This is a genomic window from Rhizorhabdus sp. P4_G6 (assembly GCF_056401045.1).
The window spans coordinates 19,660-46,391 of record NZ_JBFUKC010000003.1 but is presented as its reverse complement, the minus strand read 5'-3'; the positions used below and the strand labels follow the sequence as shown (position 1 = coordinate 46,391).

The 26,732-nt window shown below is 66.5% G+C and carries 26 protein-coding genes and 1 pseudogene; 3 read left to right on the top strand and 24 right to left on the bottom strand.

Annotated features, from left to right (window positions below; all coding sequences use genetic code 11):
* Positions 1-360: 360 nt before the first annotated feature.
* A complete protein-coding gene (ispG, locus tag AC1DPF_RS04330; protein WP_477959898.1) occupies positions 361-1,485 on the bottom strand; it encodes a flavodoxin-dependent (E)-4-hydroxy-3-methylbut-2-enyl-diphosphate synthase in 1,125 nt (374 codons plus the stop codon).
* A gap of 85 nt (positions 1,486-1,570) precedes the next feature.
* Here ispG and AC1DPF_RS04325 point away from each other — a divergent pair, with 85 nt between their 5' ends.
* The gene (locus tag AC1DPF_RS04325) at positions 1,571-2,527 is read left to right on the top strand and encodes an isoaspartyl peptidase/L-asparaginase family protein (RefSeq protein WP_477959896.1); all 957 of its coding nucleotides are present in this window, start codon (positions 1,571-1,573) and stop codon (positions 2,525-2,527) included.
* Positions 2,528-2,639: 112 nt separating this feature from the next.
* Positions 2,640-3,089 (top strand): hypothetical protein, encoded by a 450-nt coding sequence (locus tag AC1DPF_RS04320; protein WP_477871314.1) that lies wholly within the window; start codon positions 2,640-2,642, stop codon positions 3,087-3,089.
* A gap of 39 nt (positions 3,090-3,128) precedes the next feature.
* Here AC1DPF_RS04320 and pal read toward each other — a convergent pair whose 3' ends face one another.
* From pal to AC1DPF_RS04265, 11 genes and pseudogenes are all read right to left on the bottom strand, one after another.
* Positions 3,129-3,656 (bottom strand): peptidoglycan-associated lipoprotein Pal, encoded by a 528-nt coding sequence (gene pal / locus AC1DPF_RS04315; RefSeq protein ID WP_477959894.1) that lies wholly within the window; start codon positions 3,654-3,656, stop codon positions 3,129-3,131.
* A 71-nt stretch (positions 3,657-3,727) separates the two neighbouring features.
* Positions 3,728-4,999: pseudogene (gene tolB / locus AC1DPF_RS04310) on the bottom strand (Tol-Pal system beta propeller repeat protein TolB); the annotation flags it as partial.
* A gap of 116 nt (positions 5,000-5,115) precedes the next feature.
* Positions 5,116-5,919 carry a hypothetical protein gene (locus AC1DPF_RS04305; protein WP_477871428.1) on the bottom strand — a complete coding sequence of 268 codons (804 nt, stop codon included), beginning with the start codon at positions 5,917-5,919 and terminating at the stop codon, positions 5,116-5,118.
* On the bottom strand, positions 5,919-6,413 hold the full coding sequence (gene tolR, locus AC1DPF_RS04300; protein WP_477871320.1) for a protein TolR: 495 nt from the start codon (positions 6,411-6,413) through the stop codon (positions 5,919-5,921). Before tolR ends, AC1DPF_RS04305 begins: the two co-directional genes overlap by 1 nt.
* Complete coding sequence (gene tolQ, locus AC1DPF_RS04295; RefSeq protein WP_477871322.1) at positions 6,413-7,111, bottom strand: protein TolQ; 699 nt, start codon at positions 7,109-7,111, stop codon at positions 6,413-6,415. Before tolQ ends, tolR begins: the two co-directional genes overlap by 1 nt.
* Positions 7,112-7,115: 4 nt before the next feature.
* Positions 7,116-7,559 (bottom strand): YbgC/FadM family acyl-CoA thioesterase, encoded by a 444-nt coding sequence (locus AC1DPF_RS04290; protein ID WP_477871324.1) that lies wholly within the window; start codon positions 7,557-7,559, stop codon positions 7,116-7,118.
* Between the two features lie 93 nt (positions 7,560-7,652).
* The gene (gene ruvB / locus AC1DPF_RS04285) at positions 7,653-8,684 is read right to left on the bottom strand and encodes a Holliday junction branch migration DNA helicase RuvB (protein WP_477871326.1); all 1,032 of its coding nucleotides are present in this window, start codon (positions 8,682-8,684) and stop codon (positions 7,653-7,655) included.
* Between the two features lie 45 nt (positions 8,685-8,729).
* A complete protein-coding gene (locus tag AC1DPF_RS04280; RefSeq protein WP_477959892.1) occupies positions 8,730-9,134 on the bottom strand; it encodes a GFA family protein in 405 nt (134 codons plus the stop codon).
* A 4-nt stretch (positions 9,135-9,138) separates the two neighbouring features.
* A complete protein-coding gene (ruvA, locus tag AC1DPF_RS04275) occupies positions 9,139-9,738 on the bottom strand; it encodes a Holliday junction branch migration protein RuvA (RefSeq protein WP_477959890.1) in 600 nt (199 codons plus the stop codon).
* On the bottom strand, positions 9,735-10,232 hold the full coding sequence (gene ruvC, locus AC1DPF_RS04270) for a crossover junction endodeoxyribonuclease RuvC (RefSeq protein WP_477871332.1): 498 nt from the start codon (positions 10,230-10,232) through the stop codon (positions 9,735-9,737). The genes ruvA and ruvC overlap by 4 nt, the downstream gene beginning before the upstream one ends.
* 248 nt (positions 10,233-10,480) lie before the next feature.
* On the bottom strand, positions 10,481-11,224 hold the full coding sequence (locus tag AC1DPF_RS04265; protein WP_477871334.1) for a YebC/PmpR family DNA-binding transcriptional regulator: 744 nt from the start codon (positions 11,222-11,224) through the stop codon (positions 10,481-10,483).
* A gap of 267 nt (positions 11,225-11,491) precedes the next feature.
* Between AC1DPF_RS04265 and AC1DPF_RS04260 the strand changes: the two genes are divergently transcribed.
* Positions 11,492-13,555, top strand: a complete 2,064-nt coding sequence (locus AC1DPF_RS04260; protein WP_477959888.1) for a transglycosylase domain-containing protein — start codon at positions 11,492-11,494, stop codon at positions 13,553-13,555.
* A 38-nt stretch (positions 13,556-13,593) separates the two neighbouring features.
* Here the strand turns inward: AC1DPF_RS04260 and AC1DPF_RS04255 are convergent, their stop codons facing one another.
* The 12 genes from AC1DPF_RS04255 to AC1DPF_RS04200 all read right to left on the bottom strand — a co-directional run bounded on the left by AC1DPF_RS04255 (position 13,594) and on the right by AC1DPF_RS04200 (position 26,692).
* Complete coding sequence (locus AC1DPF_RS04255; protein ID WP_477959886.1) at positions 13,594-14,931, bottom strand: dihydrolipoamide acetyltransferase family protein; 1,338 nt, start codon at positions 14,929-14,931, stop codon at positions 13,594-13,596.
* A gap of 4 nt (positions 14,932-14,935) precedes the next feature.
* On the bottom strand, positions 14,936-15,940 hold the full coding sequence (locus tag AC1DPF_RS04250; RefSeq protein WP_477960170.1) for an alpha-ketoacid dehydrogenase subunit beta: 1,005 nt from the start codon (positions 15,938-15,940) through the stop codon (positions 14,936-14,938).
* A gap of 145 nt (positions 15,941-16,085) precedes the next feature.
* On the bottom strand, positions 16,086-17,345 hold the full coding sequence (locus AC1DPF_RS04245; RefSeq protein WP_477959884.1) for a thiamine pyrophosphate-dependent enzyme: 1,260 nt from the start codon (positions 17,343-17,345) through the stop codon (positions 16,086-16,088).
* A gap of 190 nt (positions 17,346-17,535) precedes the next feature.
* A complete protein-coding gene (locus AC1DPF_RS04240; protein WP_477959882.1) occupies positions 17,536-18,969 on the bottom strand; it encodes a sensor histidine kinase in 1,434 nt (477 codons plus the stop codon).
* 8 nt (positions 18,970-18,977) lie between these two features.
* Positions 18,978-19,682 carry a response regulator gene (locus AC1DPF_RS04235; protein WP_477959879.1) on the bottom strand — a complete coding sequence of 235 codons (705 nt, stop codon included), beginning with the start codon at positions 19,680-19,682 and terminating at the stop codon, positions 18,978-18,980.
* Complete coding sequence (locus AC1DPF_RS04230; protein ID WP_477959877.1) at positions 19,679-20,353, bottom strand: EF-hand domain-containing protein; 675 nt, start codon at positions 20,351-20,353, stop codon at positions 19,679-19,681. The genes AC1DPF_RS04235 and AC1DPF_RS04230 overlap by 4 nt, the downstream gene beginning before the upstream one ends.
* Positions 20,350-21,558 carry an ABC transporter permease gene (locus AC1DPF_RS04225; RefSeq protein WP_477871348.1) on the bottom strand — a complete coding sequence of 403 codons (1,209 nt, stop codon included), beginning with the start codon at positions 21,556-21,558 and terminating at the stop codon, positions 20,350-20,352. The genes AC1DPF_RS04230 and AC1DPF_RS04225 overlap by 4 nt, the downstream gene beginning before the upstream one ends.
* A gap of 124 nt (positions 21,559-21,682) precedes the next feature.
* Positions 21,683-22,411, bottom strand: a complete 729-nt coding sequence (locus AC1DPF_RS04220) for an ABC transporter ATP-binding protein (RefSeq protein ID WP_477871350.1) — start codon at positions 22,409-22,411, stop codon at positions 21,683-21,685.
* Positions 22,401-23,798 carry an efflux RND transporter periplasmic adaptor subunit gene (locus tag AC1DPF_RS04215; RefSeq protein ID WP_477871352.1) on the bottom strand — a complete coding sequence of 466 codons (1,398 nt, stop codon included), beginning with the start codon at positions 23,796-23,798 and terminating at the stop codon, positions 22,401-22,403. The genes AC1DPF_RS04220 and AC1DPF_RS04215 overlap by 11 nt, the downstream gene beginning before the upstream one ends.
* Entirely contained in the window at positions 23,798-25,321 is a 1,524-nt protein-coding gene (locus AC1DPF_RS04210) for an efflux transporter outer membrane subunit (RefSeq protein WP_477959875.1), read from the bottom strand. The genes AC1DPF_RS04215 and AC1DPF_RS04210 overlap by 1 nt, the downstream gene beginning before the upstream one ends.
* Before the next feature lie 165 nt (positions 25,322-25,486).
* The gene (locus tag AC1DPF_RS04205) at positions 25,487-26,329 is read right to left on the bottom strand and encodes an OmpA family protein (protein ID WP_477959873.1); all 843 of its coding nucleotides are present in this window, start codon (positions 26,327-26,329) and stop codon (positions 25,487-25,489) included.
* Positions 26,330-26,350: 21 nt separating this feature from the next.
* Positions 26,351-26,692 carry a hypothetical protein gene (locus AC1DPF_RS04200; RefSeq protein ID WP_477871358.1) on the bottom strand — a complete coding sequence of 114 codons (342 nt, stop codon included), beginning with the start codon at positions 26,690-26,692 and terminating at the stop codon, positions 26,351-26,353.
* Positions 26,693-26,732 lie beyond the last annotated feature (40 nt).

The window sequence follows — 26,732 nt, the reverse complement described above, 5'->3', positions numbered from 1 at the left end:
CTTCCTCCAAGTGAGTCGGCCAAAACTTGGGATGAGGTGTGCGGGGTTCTCCGTCTTCGTCGTAACCTCGGAGCCGCACCTGTGCACGCCTGTAGCCGCGCCATGCTCGAACATTGTCCCAAACCTTAACACACGACAACAAAGCTATACCCAAAACTAAAGCATCTGGCATAATCCAATACCCTTTATAATTTGGTATATTGGGTTGAATGCTTAGCCATATGGTGCCCGCCAGTATTGCAGAATATAGCTTCACGAAGAACTGGAAGGCAGCGTCGATGCGCTCGACGAAGAGTCGGACTTGAGAACACACAAATTGATATTCTGCTTCATCGCTTATCATCGCGCCCCCCCGAAATCCTATTCCGCCGCTTGCGCCTGCTCGGCTTCGGCGGCCTCGATCTCAGCGGCCTTGGTCTCAACCAACCGGACGATATGTTCGACCATGTCGGCATCCTGCACGGTGTGGTCGGTGACGCCCGACAGATAGACCATATGCTTGCCGGCGCCGCCGCCGGTCAGACCGATGTCGGTCTCGCGCGCTTCGCCCGGTCCGTTGACGACGCAGCCGAGCACCGACAGCGACAGCGGCACCCGGATATGCTGGAGCCGCTCCTCGAGCGTCTGGACGGTCCGGATCACGTCGAAGCCCTGGCGCGCGCAGCTGGGGCAGGAGACGACGCGAACGCCGCGATTGCGGATGCCGAGGCTCTTCAGAATCTCGAACCCGACGCGGACTTCTTCCTCGGGCTCGGCCGACAGCGACACGCGGATCGTGTCGCCAATGCCCGCCCACAGCAGGTTGCCGATGCCGATCGCCGATTTGACGGTGCCGCCGACGAGCCCGCCCGCTTCGGTGATGCCCAGATGCAGCGGGCAATCGACCGCTTCTGCCAGGCCCATATAGGCCGAGACGGCGAGGAACACGTCCGACGCCTTCACCGCGACCTTATATTCGTGGAAATCCTGATCCTGCAGCAGCTTGATATGATCGAGCGCGCTTTCGACCAGTGCCTCGGGACAGGGCTCGCCATATTTCTCGAGCAGATCCTTCTCGAGACTGCCGCCGTTGACTCCGATCCGGATCGAGCAGCCATTGGCCTTGGCCGCGCGGACGACCTCGGCGACGCGCGCCTCCGACCCGATATTGCCGGGATTGATCCTGAGGCAGGCCGCGCCCGCATCGGCGGCTTCGAGGGCGCGCTTATAATGAAAGTGGATGTCGGCGACGATCGGCACCCGCGCCGCTCGGACGATCTGCCGGAGCGCGGCGGTCGAGGCCTCGTCGGGGCAGGACACCCGGATGATATCGGCCCCCGCGTCCTCGCAGCGGCGGATCTGGTCGATCGTCGCCTTGATGTCGTCGGTCGGCGTATTGGTCATGGTCTGGACGGTGACCGGCGCGTCGCCGCCGACGGCGACGTTGCCGACCATGATCTGACGCGATTTCCTGCGCTGGATGTCGCGCCACGGGCGAATGGACATGGATTTCCGTTCTTTGAAAATATCGTGGACCCGTATAGGCCTTCCGAGCGTCGATATGAAGACGCTCCCCAACGTCAGGTGAAAAGTGGCTGACCACCGCCAGATCACGTCGCAATGGACCGGCCCGGCCGATGGCTGGACGATCGTCGTCCATGGCGGCGCCGGCCAGCTCAGGAACCTGCTGCTTGCGCCGGAGGACGATGCGCATGCCCGCGCGGCGCTGGCAGCGGCGCTCGATGCTGGCAGCACGGTCCTCGCCGCGGGCGGCGGCGCCGTCGACGCGGTGGAAGCGGCGGTGCGGGTGCTCGAGGACGATCCGCACTTCAATGCCGGGCGCGGCGCGGTGTTCAGTGCCGAGGGCGTCAATGAGCTCGACGCGGCGATCATGGACGGCCGCAATCGCCAAGCCGGAGCGATCAGTGCGGTCACCAGGAGCAAGCATCCGGTCTCGCTGGCGCGCGCGGTGATGGAGCAGAGCCCGCACGTGATGCTCACGGCGGCCGGCGCCGACCGCTTCGGTGCGGAGCATGGCCTGGAGCAGGCCGCTCCCGCCTGGTTTCACACCGACGAGCGCTGGCGCCAATATGAGGAGCTGCGCGCGGGCGGAGCATTCGATGCCGACCTGAAATATGGGACGGTCGGGGCGGTGGCGCGCGATGCCGCCGGCCACCTCGCCGCCGCGACCTCGACCGGCGGGCTGACCGGCAAGCGCTGGAACCGGATCGGCGATTCGCCGGTGATCGGCGCCGGCACGTGGGCCGACGACCGGGGCGCCGCGACCTCCTGCACCGGATCGGGCGAACATTTCATCCGCGTCGGCGCCGGGCACGAGCTGTCGGCGCGGGTGCGGCTCGCGCGCCAGCCACTGGAGCAGGCGGGCGAAGGCGTGATCGGCGAGATTGGAGCGCTGGGCGGCATCGGCGGGTTGATCAGCGTCGATGGCGAAGGCCGGGGCGGCTGGTGCTTCAACAGCCAGGGCATGTACCGTGGGCTGGCTCGCGCCGACCAGCCGCGCATCGTGGCGCTGTACGGCGACGAATAAGTGCTACGCCTGTTGGCGCACGGTCGCGCTCCGTTCGTGTCGAGCGAAGTCGAGACACCGGCGAGGGGACACGTCCCTCGACTTCGCTCGGGGCGAACGGCAAGGAGAACGGATGCGCTACTTTCTCGATACCGAATTCAACGGCTTCGGCGGCGAGCTGATGAGCCTCGCGCTGGTGCCCGAATATGGCGACCAGGACTATTATGTCGTAATCCCGATCGCGGATGCCTACCACCCATGGGTCGAGAAGCACGTCGTCCCCTACCTCGAAAGCGTGCCGCCGATGCTGTACAATCGGCTCGACCGGATCGCGGCGGCGCATGATGTCGCGGCCTATCTTGCCGCTGATCGCGATGTCACTATCGTCGCCGACTGGCCAGAGGATATCGCGCTGTTCTGCCGGCTGCTGCTGGTCAGCGAGACCGAGATCGTGGACGTGAAGCAGATGCGCTTCGAGTTCCGCCGCACCCCCGGCTTCTCGACCGCGCGCAACAGCAAGGTGCCGCACAACGCGCTTCACGATGCGCGAGCGCTGCGCGACCATCTGGCCGAGGTGGAGTAGGCCTGGACAGCCCCTCCCCCGAAGGGGAGGGGAAGAGATTTACTGCGGCACCACCGTGACGGCACGGCGGTTCTGCGCCCAGCTGCCTTCGTCGGAGCCGGTCGCGACCGGGCGCTCCTTGCCGTAGCTGATCACCGACAGGCGCGAAGCAGAGACGCCGGCGTTGACCAGATAATTCTTGGCGGCATTGGCGCGGCGGTCGCCGAGCGCGAGGTTATACTCGCGGGTGCCGCGCTCATCGCAATGCCCCTCGATCGTCACCGAGACGTTCGGGTTCTTCGCGAGCCACTGTGCCTGGCGGCTGAGGATCGCCTGGCTCTCCGCGTCGATGTCGTACAGGTCCGTTCCGAAATGGATCGTGTCGGTGCCGGCCTGCTGGAGGAAGTCCGCGCGCGACCCGGGAATCGGGCCGGTCTGCGGGGCGGGCTGCGGCGCTTCCGCCTCTGGGGCCGGTGCGGTCGCGGCGGGCGCCGGCGGCAGTTCCTCCGGCTTCTTCTTGGTGCATCCCGCGACGCTCAGCGCCAGCGCGGACACAAGGGCGATTTTCATCGTCAGACGCGCCATCATGTTTCTCCTCGAGTAAAACTGGTTACGGATACTTAACGTGTTTTGCGCGGAAATGCGCGGAAATTCCTGCATCATGGCAAGAGTGGGCCCCATGCCGGGTCCGATCCGTCCAGCGGTGTCGGCACCGGACGTTCGTTGACGCCGGTCAAGTCGACAGACCACAGGTCCGCCTTGCCCGAACCTTGGCCGGTCCGGAAGAACATGATCACGCGGCCGTTGGGGGACCAGCTCGGCCCCTCGTCCTGCCAGCCATTGGTCAGGATCTTCTCGCCCGAACCGTCGACTCCCATGACTCCGACGGCGAAGCCGCCGCCGATCCTGGTGAAGGCGATCAGGTCGCCGCGCGGGCTCCAGGCGGCGCTGCCATAACGGCCCGAGCCGAAGCTGATCCGGTTCTGGTTCGATCCGTCGGCGCCCATCACATAGAGCTGCTGGGTACCCGACCGATCGCTTTCGAACACGATCTTCGAACCATCGGGCGAATAGCTGGCGCCGGTGTCGATGCCCGGCGAGGTGGTCAGCCGCTCGGGCCGTCCGCCCGCCACGGGGACCCGGTAGATGTCGGTGTTGCCGCCGACCGCCATCGAGAAGACGATATAGCGGCCATCGGGCGAGAAGCGCGGCGAGAAGGTCATGTTCGGCTGGTCGACGACGAGGCGCTGGCTTCCCGAGCCGATGTCGTACACATAGACCCGCGCGCGATTGCCGGCATAAGACATGTAGGTGATCGTCTGCTGGCCGGGCGCGAAGCGCGGGGTCAGCACGATCGATTGGCCGTTGGTCAGGAAGCGGTGGTTCGCGCCATCCTGGTCCATGATCGCAAGGCGCTTGGTGCGGTTGGTCTTCGGCCCCGTTTCCGAGACATAGACCACGCGGCTGTCGAAATACGGGCCTTCGCCGGTGAGGCGGGTATAGACTGTGTCCGCGCATTTATGCGCCGCGCGGCGCCACTGGCCGGGCTGCACCACGAAGCCCTGGCGGGTCAGTTCGGCCTTGGCGAGCACATCGTACAGATAGCAGCCGACCGTCAGCGATCCGTCGCCATTGGCCTGCACGAAGCCCTGTACCAGCGCCTGCGCGCCGCTCTGTGTCCAGAACATATAGTCGGGCGCGGTGACCTGTGGATGGCTTACGGTTTGCAGCGCGCTCTTGGGCAACGGGCTGAACAGCCCGCTATTCTTGAGGTCGTTGGTCACGACATCGGCGACGCGCTGGCCAAGCGACGCGGTATCGCCGGCCGGCGTATTGGCCACCGATGGCGTCGGCATGCCCGGTATCGCGATCGGCATCGGCTGGGCGATGCCGCCGGTGATATCAACCTCGAGCTGCGCCTCGGCAGGCGAAGCGAGTGCAAGCGCCGCGCTCAGCAACGTCAGGGCAAGGGGAAGGCGCATTCTCGTCTCCTCTACCCCGCCCCGGTATAGACCCGAAAGCGGGGGTGTAAGTCAAATATCGCGGGTTAATCCATCTGGCTCGGTCTGAAGGTGAAGATCAAATCCTCCCAGCCGCCTTCGTAGAGATCGGCCGGCAGCTTATAAGGCGCGCAGCGCTGGAGCGCCCGCGTAGCAGCCTCGTTCATTTGGCGAACATAGGGCTGGTTCGCCGAATTGACGCCGACATTGCCGATGATTTCGGGAGCGACCGCGATCGAGCCGTCCTTTTTCAGTCGCAAACGCACCCGGCTGATGATGCTGGAAGTGTCGGTGCCACCCGCGGGAATGGTGTAACAGGGCTTCACCTGCGACGCGATCAGCGCCACCAGCCCGTTCATCGCGATCGGGCTGATCGCCGCGACGCGCGGGGCTGCGCCCTTGCCGGCGGACTTCTCGACCGGAATGCCCTTGAGGAAATCGGTGCCGAGCGAGGTGGCCTTCGGCTTGGCCGGCGCCGCTTTGGCAGGCGCTGGCGGTGCGGCCTTGGCGGGCGGCTCCTTGCCGGGCGCCTTGGGCAACGGCTTCTCCGCCACCTTGGGCGAAGGTGCGGGCTGGGTCGGAGCGGGCTTCGGCGGCGTGGGCGCGGGCTCTGGCGGAGGCGCTTCCTCGACGGTGGGCGCGACATCGGGCGCTTCGGCGGCCTGCGGGGCTTCCTTCGACATCTGGGGTGCGGCCGACACCAGGCCGGCCTTGTCGACCAGCATCACGTCCATCGGCTCGCTCAGCTTGGGCATCTTGCGCACGCTCATCAGGTTGAGCGACAGGATCACCAGCAGGCCGACATGGCCGACGACCGACAGCCCCAGTCCCGTGCGCTCCGCGCGTTCCATCACGGCACCGCGGGTTCGGGAACCGAATCACCGTCGACCCGGCCGCCGCTCTCACCGCCGGCTTCGCTTTCGCCCATCGTCACCAGTGCGACGCGGTTGAGCCCGGCATGATTGAGCGCGCCCATCACCGCCATCACCCGGCCATAATCGAGCGCCTTGTCGGCGCGGAGGAAGACCTGTGGGCTGTCCTTGCCCTTGCCCGACTTCGCGGCGATCGCAGCGAGCTGATCGGGCAGCGCCGACATCTGCACCTCGCGGTCGTCGATGAACACGGCGCCCGCCTTGTCGATCGATAGCTGCACCGGCTTCTGGTCCTGGTCGAGCGCACCGGCGGCGCTTTCGGGCAGGTCAACCGGCACGCCCGCCAGCAGCAGCGGCGCAGTGATCATGAAGATGATCAGCAGCACCAACATGACGTCGACCAACGGCGTGACGTTGATCTCCGCCATCGGCGCGCGCCGGGCGCCGCGGCCTGAGACGGGGCCCATGCCCATCAGGCGCGTTCCAGCTCGCGGCTGAGCGTCATATGGATGGCATCGCCGAAGCGGTTGAGCTGGCCTTCGATCTTGGAAACCTTATGCAGCAGCCGATTATAGGCGATCACGGCCGGGATCGCGGCGAACAGGCCCAGCGCGGTCGCGAACAGCGCCTCGGCGATGCCCGGCGCCACCACGCCGAGCGATGTGTTCTGCGAGGCGGCAATGTCGGTGAAGCTGCGCATGATGCCCCAGACGGTGCCGAACAGCCCGACGAACGGCGCGACCGAGCCTACCGTCGCGAGGATGTTGAGCCGATCCGAGAGCCGGTCGATCTCCGCCCCGGTCGCCGAGGCCATCGCATTGGCGAGCCGCGTGCGCGTCCCATCGCGATCGACCGGCTTGCCGGCGCGTACCGAGCGCCGCCATTCGGCAACGCCCGCGGTGAAGATCTTCGCCGCCGGGACTTCCTTCCGCCCCGGCCCGTCGTAGAATTTGTCGATATCCTCGGATTTCCAGAACTCGGCCTCGACCGCCTGGCTGTCCTTCAGCGCCTTGCCCAGCGCCATGCTGCCCGCGACGATGATCGTCCAGGTCCAGATGCTGGCGAGCAGCAGCCCGATCATCACCGTCTTCACGACGACATCCGCCTGGAGGAAGAGCGCGATCGGCGACAAGGCCGATGTCGATGCGGCGACCGCCAGATCCTGCATCATCAACTTATTTCGTCCCTTTCAATCGTTCAAACGTCTCGAGCCAGTGGCGGGGCTGACGCGTCGGCCGGCCGCTCGGGCCGATCAGCGCGACCGATATATCGGCCTCCACCACCGTTTCCTGCCCGCGCATGACTCTCTGATGAACAGCGCACAAGGCCCCGTGCATATTTCCCACCCGGCTGACCACCAGAAGATCGTCGTCGAGCCGCGCAGGCATCTTGTACCGCATTCCGACCTCGACCACGACATAGGTTCCCACACCGCTTTCCATCGCCTCCCGCTGGTCGATCCCGGCGACGCGCATCATGTCGCTGCGCGCGCGTTCCATGAAGCGCAGATAATTGGCGTGGTAGACGACGCCACCGGCATCGGTATCCTCGAAATAGACGCGCAGCGCGAACAGGTGCGCACCCGCTTCGAAGCGGCCGGAATAGGGCGGTTCATGCATTCCCACGCTGTTTAGGCCATCGGCGGGCGAAATGAATCCATTTTCTCGGCCGGGCGCGGACGGCTCGTCCCACACCAGCGTCGCCCCGGCGGATCAGACCTCGTCGAACAATCCATCCTGCCCGGCCTCGGGCGGCGGGTTCAGCCCAAGATGTTTCCAGCCCCGCCCGTTGAGGCACCGCCCCCGCGCCGTCCTCGCGATCAGTCCGAGCTGGATCATATAGGGTTCGATGACGTCCTCGATCGTGTCGCGCGGTTCGGACAGGCCGGCGGCGAGCGTCTCCACGCCTACCGGTCCGCCGCGATAGATGTCGGCGATCATGTGGAGATAGCGCCGGTCCATCGCGTCGAGGCCGAGCGCATCGACCTCCAGCCGGTTGAGCGACTGATCGGCCACCTTGGCATCCACCACCGCCGCGCCCAGCACATGGGCGAAGTCGCGCACCCGGCGCAGCAGCCGTCCGGCGATGCGCGGCGTTCCCCGCGCGCGCCGGGCGATCTCGATCGCGCCATCGGGCGAGATGGCGAGATCGAGCAGCCGGGCCGCCCGGCTGACCACCCGTTCGAGTTCGTCGACCGTATAGAATTGCAGGCGGATCGGGATGCCGAAGCGATCGCGCAGCGGCGTGGTGATCAGCCCCTGCCGGGTCGTGGCGCCCACCAGCGTGAAGCGCGGCAGATCGATCCGCACGCTGCGCGCTGATGGCCCCTCGCCGATCATCAGATCGAGCGCCCGATCCTCCATCGCCGGATAGAGCACCTCCTCGACCGCGGGCTGGAGCCGGTGGATCTCGTCGATGAACAGCACGTCGCCATCCTCGAGATTGGTGAGCAGCGCCGCCAGGTCGCCCGACTTGGCGATCACCGGCCCCGATGTCGCGCGGAACCCCGCCCCCATCTCCTTGGCGATGATCTGGGCGAGCGTCGTCTTGCCGAGCCCCGGCGGGCCGAAGAACAGGACATGGTCGAGCGGCTCGCCGCGCTTGCGCGCCGCTTCGATGAACACCCGCAGATTGTCGCGCGCCGCCTGTTGCCCGACGAATTCCTCGAGCGACTTGGGACGCAAGGCGGCGTCCATGTCCTCGGGCCGGCGGTTGCCCGCGAGAAGGCGATCGGTGTCGGTCATGCTATGCCATGTTCCCCTAACCGTCGCAGTGCCGCGCTGTCGATCTCAGTCATGACGTTCGATGTCCGCACCGACGATCTCGACCCAGGGCAGCCGCCGCGCCTCATAGACCGAATATTGCGGCCAGGGCAGTTCGGTGCCGGCGAAGGCCCCCATCGCTATCGCGCGGAGGCCCGGCATGCTCTCGAGATCATAGAACAGGGTCGAACCGCAATCGGGGCAGAAATGAAAGGTGCAACGCCCGCCATTATCGCCGATCCGCGTCCAGCTCCGGCTGTCGCCGATCACTCGCACAGCGTCGGTTGCGAAGCGGATCTGCGCGGCAAAGGCGCTGCCGCTGCGGCGCTGGCAGTCATGGCAATGACAGACCGAAATCCGCGCCGGATCGCCACGGCACTCGACCGACAGCTGCCCGCAGAAGCAGCGCGCGGTGAGGGCAGATTCCGCCATGACGCTATTTCGCAGCCTTGCGCAGTGCCAGCCGCACCACGGCATCGAGCGTCGCGCCTTCGCCCAGTTCCTCGACCGCAGCGCCGACGGCCGCGCTCGCCTCGGCGGGGCGGAAACCGAGATTGGCAAGCGCCGACAGGGCGTCGCTGGCCGTCCCGCCCTTGGCCACAGTCGCAGCCGCCAGGCCGGGCCCGATCGGCAAAGCGCCCATCTTGTCCTTGAGTTCGTTGACGATCCGCATCGCCAGCTTGGGACCGACGCCATTGGCGCGCGCGACCATCGCCTTGTCGCCGCTCGCGATCGCCTTCGCCAGTTCGCCTGCGTCCAGCACCGACAGGATCGCCAGCGCGACCCGGCCGCCGACACCCTGGACGCCGGTGAGCAGTCGAAAGGCGTCGCGTTCGCCCGCCGAGCCGAAGCCATAGAGGGTGATCGCGTCCTCGCGGACCTGCATTTCGGTAAACAGCAGCACATCGCCGCCGACCTCGCCGATCGCGGACAAGGTCCGGCCGGAACACCAGACCAGATAGCCAACCCCGCCGACATCGAGCACGGCATGGTCCGCCATGCTCTCGGCGAGGACGCCCCGGAGCCGTGCGATCATGCGACCACCCGTCGCATCGCCCGCGCGGTCGCGAGATGGTGGGCATGGGTAATCGCCACCGCGAGCGCGTCCGCCGCATCGGGCCCCGCGAGCTTCACGCCCGGAAGAAGCACCTGCACCATTGCCTGCACCTGCCTTTTTTCGGCGCCGCCGGTGCCGACCACCGCCTTCTTGAGCACCGAAGGATGATATTCGCCGACATGGAGCCCGGCATTGGCGGCGGACAGCAGCACCACGCCCCGCGCCTGGCCGAGCTTGAGAGTCGACTGCGCGTTCGAATTGCCGAGCACCTCCTCGACCGCCGCACCATCGGGCTGGTGCTGATGGATCACGTCGGTCAGCGCGCCGTAGAGCAGCGACAGTCTACGCGCTAATTCCATCGAGGGCTCTGTCTTTATCTGGCCATTGGCGACATGCGACAGCCGGTTGCCATCGGCGGCGATGACCCCCCAGCCGGTAGTGCCGAGGCCCGGATCGAAGCCGATCAGGATCATGCGCGTGCGGACGTCATGTTCATCACATGTTCTCTTTTGCGCAGACGAAGAGATTTGTGAAGCTAAAAACGGTGGAGGGGAGTTGCGCGCCCCTTCCAACTGTCATGCTGAACTTGTTTCAGCATCCACGGCGAGGCTCGGAATGCTAGCGGAAGCGAGTGCGCCCCAACCATGCGTCTACCCGCGCCGCCTGGTGGATGCTGAAACAAGTTCAGCATGACGGACTGGATGATGTCATTCGCGGAGTGTTACCCCAGCTTCTCCATCACGTCCTCGGGCACGTCATAATTGCCCCACACGGTCTGGACGTCGTCGTCATCGTCGAGCTGGTCGATCAGCTTGAGGAGCTTGGCCGCATCCTCTTCGCCCACCGTCACCATCGTCTGCGGCCGCCAGGCGAGCTTCGCGCCTTCGGGCTCGCCGAGTACGGGCTCGAGCGCCTTGGAGACTTCGTGGAGCGCCTCGATCGCGGTCCAGATCTCGTGGCCGTCCTCGCTCGAGCTGACATCCTCGGCACCGGCCTCGAGCGCGGCCTCGAACACCTTCTCGGCATCGCCCGCCGTCGGGCCGTAGCTGATCAGACCGAGCCGATCGAACGCGTGGCTGACCGAGCCGCCCGCGCCGAGATTGCCGCCATTCTTCGACACGATCGTCCGGACATTGGTCGCGGTGCGGTTGCGGTTGTCGGTCAGGCTCTCGATGATCAGCGAGACGCCGCCGGGGCCGAAGCCCTCATAGCGGATCTCTTCGTAGTTGGTCGCATCGCCGCCCGACGCCTTGTTGATCGAGCGCTCGATATTGTCCTTGGGCAGGCCTTCCTTGCGCGCGGTGATGACCGCCGAGCGCAGCCGGGCGTTCATCGCCGGATCGGGCAGGCCCATTCGCGCCGCGACGGTAATCTCGCGGCTGAGCTTGGAAAAGAGCGACGAGCGCTTCTTATCCTGCGCACCCTTGCGGTGCATGATGTTCTTGAATTTGCTATGACCGGCCATTGCCGCCCTATCCCGAGCTGTCGTTGAATGGCGCGCTCTCTAGCGCCCGGGGCGCCCTCTAGGCAAGCCGTCCAGCACAGGCCATGCCATAGGGTACGGCGGCCCGCCATTCAGCGAGCGGCAAGGGTCGTTGATCGATAGCGGCCGCGGATTGGCCGAATATGAGGGTGATGCGCTTGGCAGCGACAGGGATAGGCGATAAGTCGGCAACCGCCGATGCCCACCGCTCCAAAACCCCCGCAAAAATCCAGCGACAGGACTAGCCGCATGAATTGGCTGAGGACCCTGTTCAAATTCACGCTGTTCGCCACGCTGGCCGGGCTTGGCGCGCTGGTGATCGCAGTGCTGATCGCAATGGCCTCGCTGCCCGGTTTCGAAGAATTGAAATCGAGCCCGAACGGCCAGATGGTCCGCGTCCGCGCCGCCGACGGTTCGGTGATCGTCTCGCTAGGGCCGAGCTATGGCGACTGGCTGCCGTCGAACCGCATCCCCTCGACGATGAAGAAGGCGATGGTCGCGGTCGAGGACCGCCGCTTCTACATGCATCCCGGCATCGACCCGATCGGCATGGCCCGGGCGGGTTGGCTGGCCTGGCAGCGCAAGGGCGAAGGCCGGCGGCTCCAGGGCGCGTCGACGATCACGCAGCAGCTCGCGCGCAACATCTTCCTCACCAACGCCTACAGCTTCGGCCGCAAATTCAGGGAAGTCATCCTGGCGCTGGCGATGGAGCGGAAATTCTCCAAGGAGCAGATCCTCGAGCTGTATCTCAACCGGGTCTATTTCGGTGGCGGCGCCTATGGCATCGACGCCGCGAGCCGCAAATTCTTCGATCATTCGGCCAACACGCTGAACCTCGGCGAAAGCGCGATCATCGCCGGCCTGGTCAAGGCGCCGTCGCATTATTCGCCGACCGCAGACCGTGACGCGGCGATCGGCCGCGCCAAGGTCGTGCTCGACGTGATGCAGGACGCCGGCGTGATCACTCCGTCCGAGGCCGAGGCGGTCGACCTCTCCAAGATCAGCCTCGCCGCCGGACGCGACCAGAATGCGGTGCGCTATTTCACCGATTGGGCATTGGCCCAGCTCGATCAGCTGGTCGACGAGCAGGTCGAGCCAATCGACGTCTGGACGACGATCGATCCGGCGATGCAGCGCGCCGCCGATGCGGCGATCCGCGCCAATGCTCCGCCAGGCACGCAGGGTGCGCTGGTGGCGCTCGACCGCGATGGCGCGGTTCGCGCGATGGTCGGCGGCCGGGACTATGTCTCGTCGATCTACAACCGCGCCACCCAGGCGGAGCGCCAGCCCGGCTCCGCCTTCAAGCTGTTCGTCTATCTGGCGGCGATGGAATCCGGCATGAAGCCGGATACGCCGGTGACCGACGAGCCGGTCGAGATCGAAGGCTGGAGCCCGCGCAACAGCAACCGCGAATATGCCGGCGCGATCGACATCCGCACAGCCTTCGCCTTTTCGATCAACACCGTCGCCGCGAAGGTGGGCTCGCAGGTCGGCTTCGACACCGTCGCCGACATGGCCCACCGCTTCGGCATCAGCAGCAAGCTCAACACCCATCCTTCAATGGTGCTCGGCACCTCCGACGTCCGCCTGATCGACATGACCCGCGCCTTCGCCGCCGTCGCCCGCAAGGGCGTGGCGGTGGTGCCCTATGGTATCGTCAAGGTGACCACCGCGAAGGGCGACCTGCTGTACCAGCACCCGGTCGACGACAATCGCGTGCTGGTCGCACCGTGGGTCGCCGCCGAGATGACCGACCTGCTGCAGACTGCCGTCAACACCGGCACCGCCCGCGCCGCCCAGATCGGCCGGCCGGTGGCGGGCAAGACCGGTACCACCTCGTCGAACAAGGATGGCTGGTTCCTCGGCTTCTCCTCCGGCATCACCGCCGGCGTGTGGATGGGCCGCGACGATGCCCGCACCGTTGCCGGGCTGCAGGGCGGCCGCGCTCCGGCCCGGGCCTTCGCCGATTTCATGAAGGTTGCGGTGGCCAGGCGGCCGGTCGAACAGTTCGAGACCGAGATCACGCTGCCCGAGTTCCAGCTCGAGCCGGACGATGAAACCTATATGGGCGCACCCGACGATGGCCTGGTCGATGCCGACGGGATGCCGCTGCAGGATGGCACGGAGCCGGCCGCGGAGCCGGAGGACGGTTTCGAGCCGCAGGCACCGCCGGTGCGCGTCACCCCGCCGCCGCCGCCAGTGCGAGCCGCTCCACCACCGCCAGTGCGGGTCGCTCCGCCACCGGCACCGCGGACATCGCTGGGATCGGACTTCCTGAGGGGCGTCGACAACCGTCCGCCGCACCCGCAGTAGCGATAAACATGCCCTCCCCAATTGCGGGGGACAATGGGTCAGTCCACCAACAGCAGCGCCGGCGTCTCGATCAGCCGCTTGATCGCCTGGACGAAGCTCGCCGCGTCCCAGCCGTCGACGACGCGGTGGTCGCAGCTGATCGACAGGTTCATCAGCTTGGCGGCGACGACCTGCCCGTCGCGAAACACGGGGCGCTCGACCACCTTGTTCGGGCCGATGATCGCCACTTCGGGGCGGTTGATCACCGGGGTGGTGGCGATGCCACCGAGCGGGCCGAGCGAGGTGATGGTGAGCGTCGAGCCCGACAGTTCCTCAGACCTCGCCTTGCCGCTGCGCGCGGCCTCGGCGAGGCGGACGATCTCGCCCGCCAGCTGCCATATGTTGCGGCTCTCGGCGTTGCGGATCACCGGCACCATCAGGCCCGCCTCGGTCTGCGTCGCCATGCCGAGGTGAACCGCGCCCGAGCGCGTGACGATGCCCGCCTCGTCGTCATAGCGCGCGTTGATCATCGGGTAATCGGGCAGCGCCTTGCAGATTGCGCTGATCAACAGCGGCAGCAGGGTGAGCCTTGGCTTTTCTCCGCGCGTTGCGTTGAGATCCGCACGCAGTTCCTCCAGCTTGGTGACGTCGATCTCCTCGACATAAGTGAAGTGCGGGATCGCGCGCTTCGACGCGGCCATATTCTCGGCGATGCGCCGGCGCAGGCCGATCACCTTGACCTGCTCGTCGGCACGCCCGCCGCCCGCCGGACGATAACCGCCGCCGGCATTGTAGCTGAGGAAGGCGTCGAGGTCGGCATGGCGGATGCGGCCGGGTTCGGCGGTCTTCACCTGCGCGAGATCGACGCCAAGATCCTTCGCGCGCTGGCGGACGGCGGGGGAGGCAAGGACTTTTTTCCCCTTCTCCCCATCGGGGAGCAAGGCAGCAGATCCATCCCCCGAATGGACCAAAGAGCTGCCTTGCTGGACAGGAAGACGGGCCGAGCCAGAGACTGGCGCAACGCCGGACCCTCCAACACTCCTCCCCTCCCCGTCCTCTCCCCGGAGGCGGGGGGGAGAAGGTATCGGATCCGGCTTCACCACCTGCGCCGCCTCGTTCGGGGCGACCTCGATGGTCGGTGTCGCCTCGGCCTCATCCTCGACCTCAAACTCGGCGAGAACCGATCCGGTCGCCACCATGTCACCGATCGCGCCGGCGATCCGGACGACCTTGCCCGCTACCGGTGCGGTCATCTCGATCGTCGCCTTGTCGGTCATCATATCCGCGAGCGGCGCGTCTTCCTCGACCATGTCGCCCACCGCGACATGCCATGCGACGACCTCCGCCTCCGCAATGCCTTCGCCGATGTCGGGGAGCCTGAAGCTATAGATGGCCATCGGATCAATCCTGCATGACGCGCTTGAGCGCTTCGGTCAGCCGCACCGGGCCGGGGAAATAAGCCCATTCGAGGCTATGGGGATAGGGCGTGTCCCAGCCGGTGACCCGCTGGATCGGCGCCTCCAGCGAATGGAAGCAATGTTCCTGGACAAGCGCCGACAGCTCGGCACCGAAACCGCTGGTCTTGGTCGCCTCATGCACGACGACGCAACGCCCGGTCTTCCTCACCGAGGCGGCGATGGTCTCCATATCGAGGGGCAACAGCGTGCGAAGGTCGATCAGTTCGGCATCGATCCCGCTCTCCATGATCGCGCCGAGCGCGACATGCACCATCGTGCCGTAGCTCAGGATGGTGACGTCCTCGCCGGGCCGGACGATCTTCGCCTTGCCCAGCGGCACGGTATAATGGCCTTCGGGCACGGCACTCTCGGCGAACTTCGCCCAAGGTGAAACCGGCCGGTCATAATGGCCGTCGAACGGACCGTTATAGATGCGTTTCGGCTCGAAGAAGATGACGGGATCATTGTCCTCGATCGCCGCGATCAGCAGGCCCTTGGCGTCATAGGGATTCGACGGGATCACCGTCTTCACGCCCGCGACATGGGTGAAGATGCCCTCGGGGCTCTGGCTGTGGGTCTGGCCGCCGAAGATGCCGCCGCCGAACGGCGTGCGCAGCGTAATCGGCGCGGTGAACTCGCCCGCCGAGCGGTAGCGCAGCCGCGCCGCCTCCGAGACGAGCTGGTCGAGCCCGGGATAGATATAGTCGGCGAACTGGATCTCCGGCACCGGCCGCAGCCCATAGGTTGCCATGCCGACCGCGACGCCGATGATGCCGTTCTCGCTGATCGGCGTATCGAACACGCGGGTCTTGCCGTACTTCTTCTGCAGGCCTTCGGTCGCCTTGAAGACGCCGCCGAAATAGCCGACATCCTCGCCGAGCACGACGATCCTGTCGTCGCGGGCCATGGCGACCTCCAATGCGGAGTTGATCGCCTGGATCATGTTCATGGTGCGGGTCTCGCCGGTCATGCTGCCCGATCCCTGGACCGCGTCATTTCAGCGAAGGCTGGGATCTCTTTGCCTTCGGAGATGAAGAACAGGGAGATTCCAGCTTTCGCTGGAATGACGGCTGGGAGAACGAAGGATGCTGCCCTCATATTCCCGCTGCCTTGCGTTCGTCGTGCATCTGCTGCGACTGCTCCTTGAGATGCCAGGGCATCTCCTCGAACACATCCTCGAACATGCTGTCGAACGACTGCTTCAGGCCGTCCTGCAGGACGCCGTTCTTCTCGGCTTCTTTCTGGGCCGTCCGAACCAGCTCGGCCACTTCGCGGTCCATCGCGGCGTGGCGTTCCTCGTCCCAGAGGCCGAGCGCGATGACGTGCTGCTTGAGCCGCACGATCGGATCGCCCAGCGGCCATTTGCTGCTCTCCTCGGCCGAGCGGTATTTGCTCGGATCGTCCGATGTCGAATGTCCCTCGGCGCGGTAGGTGAAATGCTCGATCAGGGTTGGGCCATGGTTGCCGCGCGCACGATCGGCTGCCCACTGGGTCGCGGCATATACGGCCAAAGCGTCATTGCCGTCGACCCGCAGCCCCGCGATGCCATAGCCGATCGCACGCGCTGCGAAGGTGGTAGCTTCCGCGCCGGCAAAGCCCGAATAGGATGAAATCGCCCACTGATTGTTGATCACGTTGAGGATGACCGGCGCGCGATAGACCGAGGCGAAGGTCATCGCCGAGTGGAAGTCGCCTTCCGCGGTCGAACCTTCGCCGCACCAGGCCGCAGCGATCCGCGTATCGCCGCGCGCCGCGCTGGCCATCGCCCAGCCGACAGCCTGCGGATATTGGGTGGTCAGGTTGCCGGAGATCGAGAAGAAGTTGGCCTCGCGCACCGAATACATGATCGGCAGCTGCCGGCCTTTCAGTCGATCCGCGCGATTCGAATAGATCTGGTTGATCATGTCGACGATCGACCAGTCGCGCGCGATCAGCAACCCTTGCTGGCGATAGCTGGGAAAGCACATATCGTCATAGTCGAGCGCATGCGCCGCCGCGACCGACGTCGCCTCCTCACCGGTGCATTTCATATAGAAGCTGGTCTTGCCCTGCCGCTGGGCGCGGTAGAGCCGTTCGTCGAATGCGCGCGTCAGCGCCATGCTACGAAGCATCTTCAGCAACGTTTCGGGGCTAAGGCGCGGATCCCACGGCCCCTGCGCCCGCCCTTCGCCGTCGAGCACGCGTACCATCGTATAGCTCAGGTCGCGGATATCGGCGGGCCGGGCATCGATCGCGGGCCGCGCCACTGCACCGGCAACCGGCATTTCGAAGCTACTGTAATCGGCCGGCTCACCCGGCCGGAACGGCGGCTCCGGTACGTGGAGCGACAGGGGCGGCAGGTTACGGCCGGTCATCGACAGGATCCTCTCGACGCCGTGGCCCAGGCGAGCGCGCGGCTTAGTCAGGAAATAATAACATCGCGATATAAAATTACAAAGCCGTTGACGCTTGTAGCTAGCGAACGCCTGATCCTGTCGGGCGTGGCATGCGCCGGGAAATTTCCTGTGACGTGGAGCGAAGGTCGCGAAACAAAAGGTTGTCCGGTCACTTCGCAGGAAGGGCCGGCAACCGGCAAATCGCCTGTAGCCCCCCGCCCTCGCGATTCGCCAGCGTCAGGCCGCCGCCATGTTCCTGCGCGATCGCGCGTGCGATGCTCAGGCCCAGGCCGATCCCGCCAGTCGAGCGATTACGCGAAGGTTCGCCCCGCTCGAACGGCCGGAACATCGTTTCCAGATTCTTCGCGGGGACGCCGGGTCCGCGGTCGGCGATACGGACCAGGGCGTCTCCATCGTCGCAGGCCAGCCCGATCTCGACCCCGCCACCATAGGCGACGCCATTGTCGATGAGGTTCTGGAACAGACGCCTCAGCGCCATCGGATCGCCCGCGACCGCCGCCGGTTCGACCTCGCCCAAGGTGACAGGCCTCCCGATCTCGCGCTCGCCCGCTGCCAGATCGGCGAGCAGCGCGTCGAGCCGCACCGGTTCGACGATGCTGATCCGCGCCGTGTCGCGCACGAACGAAATCGTCGCGGCAATCATCGCCCGCATCTGCTCGATATCGCCCTGGATCTTCTCGCGCATCTCGTCGGGCGCGCCTTCGATACGGAAAGCGATCCGCGCCAGCGGCGTACGCAAGTCGTGCGCGATCGCGCCGATCATGTTGGTGCGTTCGGTGAGATAGGCAAGCAGCCGCTGCTGCATCCGGTTGAGGGCATGGGCGGTGACGCGCAGTTCGGCAGGCCCCTCCTCGACGATCAGCGGGGCTTGCGGATTGGCCCCCATGCGGTCTGCGGCCTCGGCGATCCGGCGGATCGGCCTGGCGAGCGCGCGGGCGAAGACCCAGGCGAAGGGAATCACCGCCAGGATGCTCAGGCCGAACAGCGCGAGGACCCGGATCTGCCATGGCGCCAGCCAGGCGCGCGGCGGGGTGCGCACCACCCGCCAGCCGGCCTCCGTCCGCAGGCCGGCCACCACTGTATCGAAGAAGATCGGTTCGCCGCCGCGCATGATCACCCGACGGTCGCCATTCGCACGAAACGGCATATGACCGCGCTGGTCGGGATCGAAATAGAGGCGCACGCGATCGATGGGCACACCGATCTGGGCCGCGAGGCGTGCCGTGAAATAGGGTATGGCGATCATCTCATGCTCGGGCTGCGGCACCGATATCGTCTGGATGGCGCTCAGCCGCCGCTCGCGCTCGCGCTCCTCATAATCGGAACGGGGGGGCTCCAGCGGCTCCGCCAGCCGGCCGTCGCGATCGCGCGGGATGGTGATCGCCTGCCAGGACGGGCTGCGCGCGACGCGACGCCCCGACAAAGCCTCGGCGATATCCGAGAGGCTGTTGAAGTCGGGACGCGGCGGCGGCGACGACAGGAACAAGCTTACGGTGACGACGAACACTGCGGCAACGCTGGCGAGCAGCAGCAGCAGCGTCTGCCAGAAGATCGACAGGGCGGGGCCGCGCGCGCGCTTCATCCGCTGTTCTACTCGCCCTCGACCCGCAGCGTGAACATATAGCCTTCGTTGCGGATCGTCCGGATCGGATCGTCGGGCCCCAGCTTCTTGCGCAGCCGGCTGATCGTCACGTCGATCGCGCGGTCGAACACATCGCTGTCGATGCCCTTGCCCGCCTCGATCAACTGATCGCGGCTGAGCACCCGCTGGGGACGGTCGAGAAAGGCTGCCAGCACCCGGAACTCGGCATCGGTAAGCGGCGCCGCCGCAGCGTCGAGCCGCCGCACTTCGCGCTGGACGATGTCGAGCGACCAGGGACCAAAGCGCCGCACCGCACCACCAGTCGCCCCTGCCGCCTCGTCGCCGCGACGGCGCAGGACCGCCCGGATGCGGGCGAGCAGTTCGCGGGGGTTGCACGGCTTGGCGAGATAGTCGTCGGCGCCGACCTCCAGCCCGATGATGCGGTCGGTATCCTCGCCCATCGCCGACAGCATGATCACCGCCGGTCCGCCCGGCTTGCGGAGCCGCCGCAGGATCGACAGCCCGTCCTCGCCGGGCATCATGAGGTCGAGCACGATCAGGTCGGGCCGCTCCGCGGCGATGCGGGCATCCATCTCGGTGCCATCGGCCGCGCTCTCGACGCGCAGGCCGTTGGCACGCAGGAAATCGGTTATCAGCGTGCGCAGGTCGGCGTCATCGTCGACCACCAGGATCGCGGGATTGGCGCTGCTCATCGCCGCGCCTTCGCGTCCCTTACGCCGGCAATGCAGGCGGCGTTGGCGGCGATCTGGGCCGGCGTGCTCGGCAACTGGGCCAGGCTCAGCGCCTTGCTCTGGTTGGGATCGAGGTCACGGAAGCGCTCGGCTGCGGCGGCGCGGAACTCCTTGGCAGACACGGCGCGGTTGATATCGTCGTCGGCCGACGCGACCGGGTTGGGGATATTGAGAAGACCATAGCGACCGGCTCCCGTTGCACCGTCGCTGCCAAGCCCGCCCGGCCTGCGCCGCTGCGCACGCGGCCGCTCCTGGCTGCGCTCCCCGCCGGCGACGCGATCGGGTTCGGGCCGGCGCTGGTAGAGCCGGATCTCAGGGGCGACATCCTGCTCATAGGCATAGACCTCGTCGGGCAGCAGCTCGCCGCTATGATCCTTGTCGAGCGTCGCGAAGAAGCGGTCGCCGTCGAGCATCATCTCGCCGATCGTCAGCTTGCCGTCATGATCACGATCGGCCTCGTCGAACCAGCGCTTGACCGGGTTGTCGTTGTCCCCGTTCGGCCGGAAGGGTTCGCCCATCGGCGATATGAACAGCTGCGGCTTCACGGGCTCGGAGCAAGCCGCCGCCGGCGCGGCCGGCCGTGCAGCGACAGGCGCTGCCATCGCCGCCAGCAGGAGGAACGCGCGTTTCATTCGTGCCGCAAAGCCTCGATCGGGTTGAGCGACGCCGCACGGCGTGCCGGGAAATAGCCGAATACCACACCGATGAGCGCCGAAAAGAAAAAGGCGAGCAGGTTGATCTGCGGATCGAAGATGAAAGGCACCTGCAGCATCGGCGCGAGAAGGATCGTCGAAACCAGCGCGAGGAACAGCCCGAGCAGTCCGCCGAGACAGGCAAGCGTCACCGCCTCCACCAGGAACTGGAGCAACACCTCGCGCGCCACGGCGCCGATGGCGAGGCGTATGCCGATCTCGCGGGTCCGCTCCGTGACCGACACCAGCATGATGTTCATGATCCCGATGCCACCGACCAGCAGGCTGACCGCAGCCACCGCGCCGAGCAGCGAGGTAAGGATCTGGGTGGTGCCCTGCAGCGTGTCGGAAATCTGCTTGGTATCGAAGATGTTGAAGTCGTCCTCGGTGTCGGCGGTCAGGTGACGGCGATCGCGCAGCAATTTGCGCAACGACGCCTGGATCTGCTGGCTGTCATAGGCGGCGTCGACAGATACCATGATCGTCCGCACGTCGCGATTGCCGGTCATCCGCCGCTGCACCGCCTTGTAGGGCATCAACACGACATCATCCTGATCGTTACCGAAGCCGCCCTGCCCCTTGGCGGCGAGCGTGCCGATGATCTCACAGGAGATATTCTTGATCCGGAAGCGCTTGCCGACCGGGTCGGTGCCGCGGAACAGCCGGGTGCGGACGGTGTTGCCGATGATGCACACCGCCTTGCCGCCCTGCTCCTCGGCCGGGCTGAACGATCGCCCGCTGCTGAACCTCCACGGCTGGGCGACGAAATATTCGCTGTTGGTGCCGTTCACGGTCGTCGACCAGTTGGCGGCGTTGTAGACCGCAGGGCCGGTCGATTGGACCAGCGGCGCGACCGCGGTCACCCCGACGATCTGGCTGCGGATCGCGTCGAGGTCCTCGATCTTGAAGTCGGGCGGCTGCGGCCCGCCGCCGCCGCGCCCGAAGCCCTGGCCGGGACGGACCTGGAGCACGTTCGAGCCGAGACTGGAAATCTGCTGTTTCACCGCGGCGGTAGCGCCATTGCCGAGCGTGACCATCGTGACCACCGCCCACACCCCGATGACGATGCCGAGGATCGTCAGGAAGGATCGCAACAGGTGCCGCCGGATCTCGCGCACCGCGAGGAGGAGGGTCGTGGCGTACATCAGGACGATCCGGCGAAACGAATCGTCATTCCAGCGGAAGCTGGAATCCCAGGAGATGAATGCGCGCCAACGACGCATGAGATTCCAGCTTTCGCTGGAACGACGAGTAGGGAACGCAGGAGGGTCACGCCCTCACCCCTGGGCCGCTGGTCGCCTCGGCCCGCTCGACCAGGCCGTCGCGGAAGTGGATGATCGTGTGGGCATAGGCGGCCATGTCCGGTTCGTGCGTCACCATCAGCACGGTGATGCCGCTGTTGCGGTTGAGGTCGGACAGCAGTTCCATGATCTCGACCGAGCGTTCGCTGTCGAGATTGCCGGTCGGCTCGTCCGCGAGCAGCACATCGGGATGGGTGACGATCGCCCGGGCGATCGCGACGCGCTGCTGCTGGCCCCCGGACAACTCCGCCGGCGTGTGGTCCCACCAGTCCGCGAGGCCGACCTTGTCGAGCGCCGACATGGCCATGGTGCGGCGGGTGATCTTGTCCTCGCCGCGATAGACCAGCGGCAATTCGACATTCTCGAGCGCGGTGGTGCGCGCCAGCAGGTTGAAGCCCTGGAAGACGAAGCCCAGATAGCGTCGGCGCAGCAGTGCCCGCTGATCGCGCTCTAGCCGTTCGACATGATGGCCGCGAAACAGGAAAATGCCGGCGGTCGGCACGTCGAGACAGCCGAGGATGTTCATCGTCGTCGACTTGCCGGATCCCGACGGCCCCATCACCGCGACGAAGTCGCCGCGGGCGACATCGATGTCGACGCCCTTGAGCGCGGCGAAAGCTGTCGCCCCCTCGCCGAAGACCTTGGTTACCCCGCGCAGCGATATCAGCGTCTCGCCGATGGCGATGTCATTGGCCATTGCGCCGCTGCCCGCTTCCCGCGCCCTGGCCGTCGGCCGCAAACTGGCCGATGACGACCTGGGTGCCTTCGGTCAGATCGCCGCCGGTCACCTGCGCCTGGCTGCCATTGCTCTCGCCGACGGTGATCTGGACGGGCTGCGGCGTGTCGCCGCCCTCCGCCACGACATAGACCGTCTGCTTGCTGCCGCGCCCGATCGAAGCCTCCTTGGCGCTGCCGCTGTTGCGGCGCATCGGCCGGGGGGCGAGCACGCTGGCGAGCCCGCCGCTCTCGCTCGCGGCGCGCTGGCGATCGGGCGAGAACCGCAGCGCAGCGGTCGGCACCAGCAGGACATTCTTCTTTTCGGTGGTGATGATGTCCGCGGTCGCGGTCATGCCGGGCCGAAGCAGCCCGTCGCCATTGGAAACCGTCAGGCGCGCTGTATAGGCGACGACCCCGCTGGTGGCCGCGCTGCTCGTCGCGGTGGTGTTCGACGTGCCGCCGGTCGTGGCGTTGGCGCCGACGTCGACTCGTTCGATCGTCGCGGGAAAGGTCCGGCCGGGAAAGGCATCGACCGTGAAGGTCGCGCGCTGGCCCTTGCGAACCTGCCCGACATCGGCTTCGTCGACCTTCACCTCCAGCCGCATCTGGCGGAGGTCCTCGGCGATGGTGAAGAGCACCGGAGCATTGAGCGAAGCGGCGACGGTCTGGCCGGGCTCGATCGATCGCGAGAGCACCTGGCCGTTGACCGGCGACTTGATGAAGGCTTTCGACAACGCCGTCTGTGCAGAGGACAGTGTTGCTCGCGCCTGGTCGACCGCCGCACGCGCGGTCGCAACGCCGGCCGCCGCGCGGGCGGCATCGGCCCGCGCGACGTCCAGTTCGGTCGCGGACGGAACCTTTCCGCCCGATAATCGCCAGACGCTCTCCTGTCGTCGCAACGTCGCACGCGCCTGCTGCTCGGTGGCCTCGGCCTGCTGGACTCCGGCCTGGGCGGACGCGAGGCCCGCCTGCGCCTGGTTCACCGAATCCTCGAGCCGCGACGGATCGAGCTTGGCGAGGAGCTGGCCCTTGCGGACACGATCATTGTTATCGACATAGACCTCGACCACTGTGCCCGACTGCTCCGAACCGACCTCGACCTGGTTCGTCGGTGCGAGGTTGCCGGTCGCGGAAACGACGACGGTGAGGTCTCCGCGCTCTACCGGGCGCGTCGCATATCCAGCCTTGTCGTCGCCGCCGAAGATCAGCCGCCACAGGATCACCAGCACGACGAGGATCGCAAGCCCTATGCCGATCCGCCGGAACAGCGCCGCGCGCGGCGATGCCGGCTCGATGCCCAGGAATTCGTCCAGATCCTGCTGCGACGACGCCGGCGGCGGTGAAGGTTGCTTGTCGGTCTCGTCCATCAAGGTCTCTTTTCGGACTGCATGGGTAGCTCGGCCGTATTTCCGCGATCTTCGAACGGGCCAGGCGCCGGGATCGGGGCGGCCTGCCAGCCGCCACCCAACGCCTTGTAGAGCTGGATGGTAGCACTGGCGCGGGCTGCGCGGGCGGTCGCCGTCGCATCCTGCGTGGACAACAGGCTGCGCTGGGCATCGAGCAGCGTCTGGAAATCGATCAGGCCGGAGCGATATTGCAGGCGGGCATAGGTCGCCGCATTGTTCGCAGCTTCGTAGCTCACCACCAGATCGCCCTCGCGCCGCTCGGCCACCTCCCGGCCCTTGAGCGCATTCTCCGCCTCCTCGAGCGCGGTCAGGACGGCCTTGCGATAAGCGTCATAGGCCGCATCGGCGGCAGCGCGCTGGCCGAGGATCGCAGCGCGGATCTGCCCCCCTTCGAAAATCGGCGCGGTGATGCCGGCAATCAGATTGCCGATGCCGTTGCCGACGAGATTTCCCACGGACGTCGCCGAGCCGGCGAAGGTGCCCGACAGCCGCAGCGCTGGATAGAGCTGCGCGGTTTCGACACCGATCCGCGCGCTTTCGGCGGCCAGCGCCCGTTCGGCGCTCGCGACGTCGGGCCGACGCTCGATGACCTGCGCCGGAATGGGCGCACCGACGCCGGGGGCGAGCGGTATCGAGGCCGGCGGATCGATCAGCGCCGTGACGGCTCCGGGCGCCTCCCCCAGCAGCACGGCGATGTGGTTCACTGCGGTGCTATAGTCGTTTTCGATCGTCGGGATCGTCGCCGCGGTCTGGGCGCGGAGCTGCCGCGCTTGTTCATAGTCCAGGCTCGAGACCAGCCCGGCCTGACGACGCCAGCCGACGATTTCCAGCGTATCGTCCTGGGAAGAGAGGTTTTCGCGGGCGATGCGCAGCCGGATCTGGGCGAGCCTGGCGTCGACATAGTTGAGCCCGACCTCCGAGGCGATGCTCGCCTGAGTGAAGCGCAGGTCGGCCTCGCCGACCTCGGCCGATGCCCTGGCCGCTTCGATCGAGCGGCGGATGCCGCCGAACAGATCGGCCTCCCACGCCACATCGAAGCCGCCGCGATAGACGGTGGTGTCACCGCCGCGGCTTATCGTCTGCCCGGTCGCAGGATCGATGATCGACGAACCGTCATTGCCGATGCTCCGAGAAACCGAGGCGCTGGCGTCGACCGAGGGCAGCGCCTGGCCCCGCGCACCGCGCAGGTTGGCGCGCGCCTGGCGCAGCCTCGCGCCAGCGGCGGCGACGTCGAGATTGCCGGCAAAGGCGCGATCGACCAGTTGGGTAAGCACCGGATCCTCGAAGCTCTCCCACCAGCGGGCGAGGTCGACCATGTCCTGCTCGGGCGTGATCGTGGAGGATGACTGGAACTGATCGGGAATCTTGAGCGCGGAAGCGGTGGGCGGCCGATAATCCGGGCCCGCATTGCACGCGGACAGCAGCAACACTGCCAGCGCAAGGCCGGGGCGCACGGCTTGGGCAGGGCGATCGTCCGTCTTCATGCCGACGCTTCTAGAGTCCTTTTCATGTCGCGCGATGTCACCGCTGAAATCCCGTGACAGGGGCACTTAATCCGCTTCGTTGCCAGCCCGCAACAAGGCGAACGGCAAAACGCCCGCCCGCCGAGGTGGCGGACGGGCGAATAGCGCGCTGATGGTCGCCTGCCGTCAGTTTACCGCAGCGAAAGCGTCCGCCTGCTGGCCGACCAGCGTCACTTCGACGCGGCGGTTCTGCTGGCGGCCCGCGGCGATCTTGTTGTCGGCCACCGGCTGGGTCTCGCCATGCCCGACCGCCGTAATCCGGTCGGACGCAACGCCCATGCCGGCCAGCGCCGTCCGCACCGCCTCGGCACGCGCCTGCGACAGCTGCTGGTTATAGGCGTCCGCCCCTTGTGAATCGGTGTGGCCGTCGATCCGCACCTTCACCGCGGGATTGGCCTGGAGATATTGCGCGAGCGGCTGAAGCCGCTGGGCCGACCCGGCCTTGAGGTCGGCCTTGCCGGTCTCGAACACGACATCCTGGAGAACCAGGGTTGCGCCGAACTGGGTCTGCTTGAGTTGATAGTCGCGCATCTTCGCCTTGAGCCGATCGGCCTCGGCGCGCGCCGCAGCGGCATCGGCCTGGGCGCTGGCGGCAGTCGCCTGCGCGTCGGCGACCTTCTCATTGGTCTGGGCTGCCGCCTGCGCCTTGGCGCGCTCGACATCCGCTTTGAGCATGGCGATGCGGGCACGCGTCCGCGCCGTCTCGATCAGCGCGTTGATTTCCCCGGCGACGGCTTCGGCCTGGCCGGACTTGTCATTGTCGAGCTTCTTGTCGAGCTTGGCGATCCGGTCCGACGCACGATCGAGATAGACCGCGCCATATTCGGCGACGCCGGGTTCGGCGCGCGCGACGGCGATCTTCTCGCGATATTCGTCGGTGACGAGCTTGTCGGTCTTGTCGGCGAAGGCAGGGCCGGCGACGCCCGCGAGCGCCGTGGCGGCCGCGAGGCTGAGCATGAGCTTGTTCATTATATCTTCCTCTTCAACCGATCAGTTCGCAGCGATCTTCGAGCGCTCATTTTCCAGCGCGCGCAGCTCGGCGGTTGCCGCCGCGAGATCGGCGAGTGCGTCCGCTTCCTGCGCCAGCACCAGCGCGTGGCGATCCTCGTCCTTGCGGAACCTGGCATTGGCCTCGTCGAGGACGCTGCGGCTGCGATTGAGGACATCGCCGGCATTGCCGCCGACACCGGCCTTCTCGGCCGCGTCGAGCTTGGCCTTGGCCGCTGCGATGGCGACCCGCGCGTCATCCTCGTCACCGGCAATGGCGGCGCCGGGCACGGCGAGCGCCGAGAGGCTCGCCGCCGCGAGGGCGATATAAAGCAGTTTTTTCATGATCTCACTCTCCGCATACTACTGCATCGTCGCTAAACCG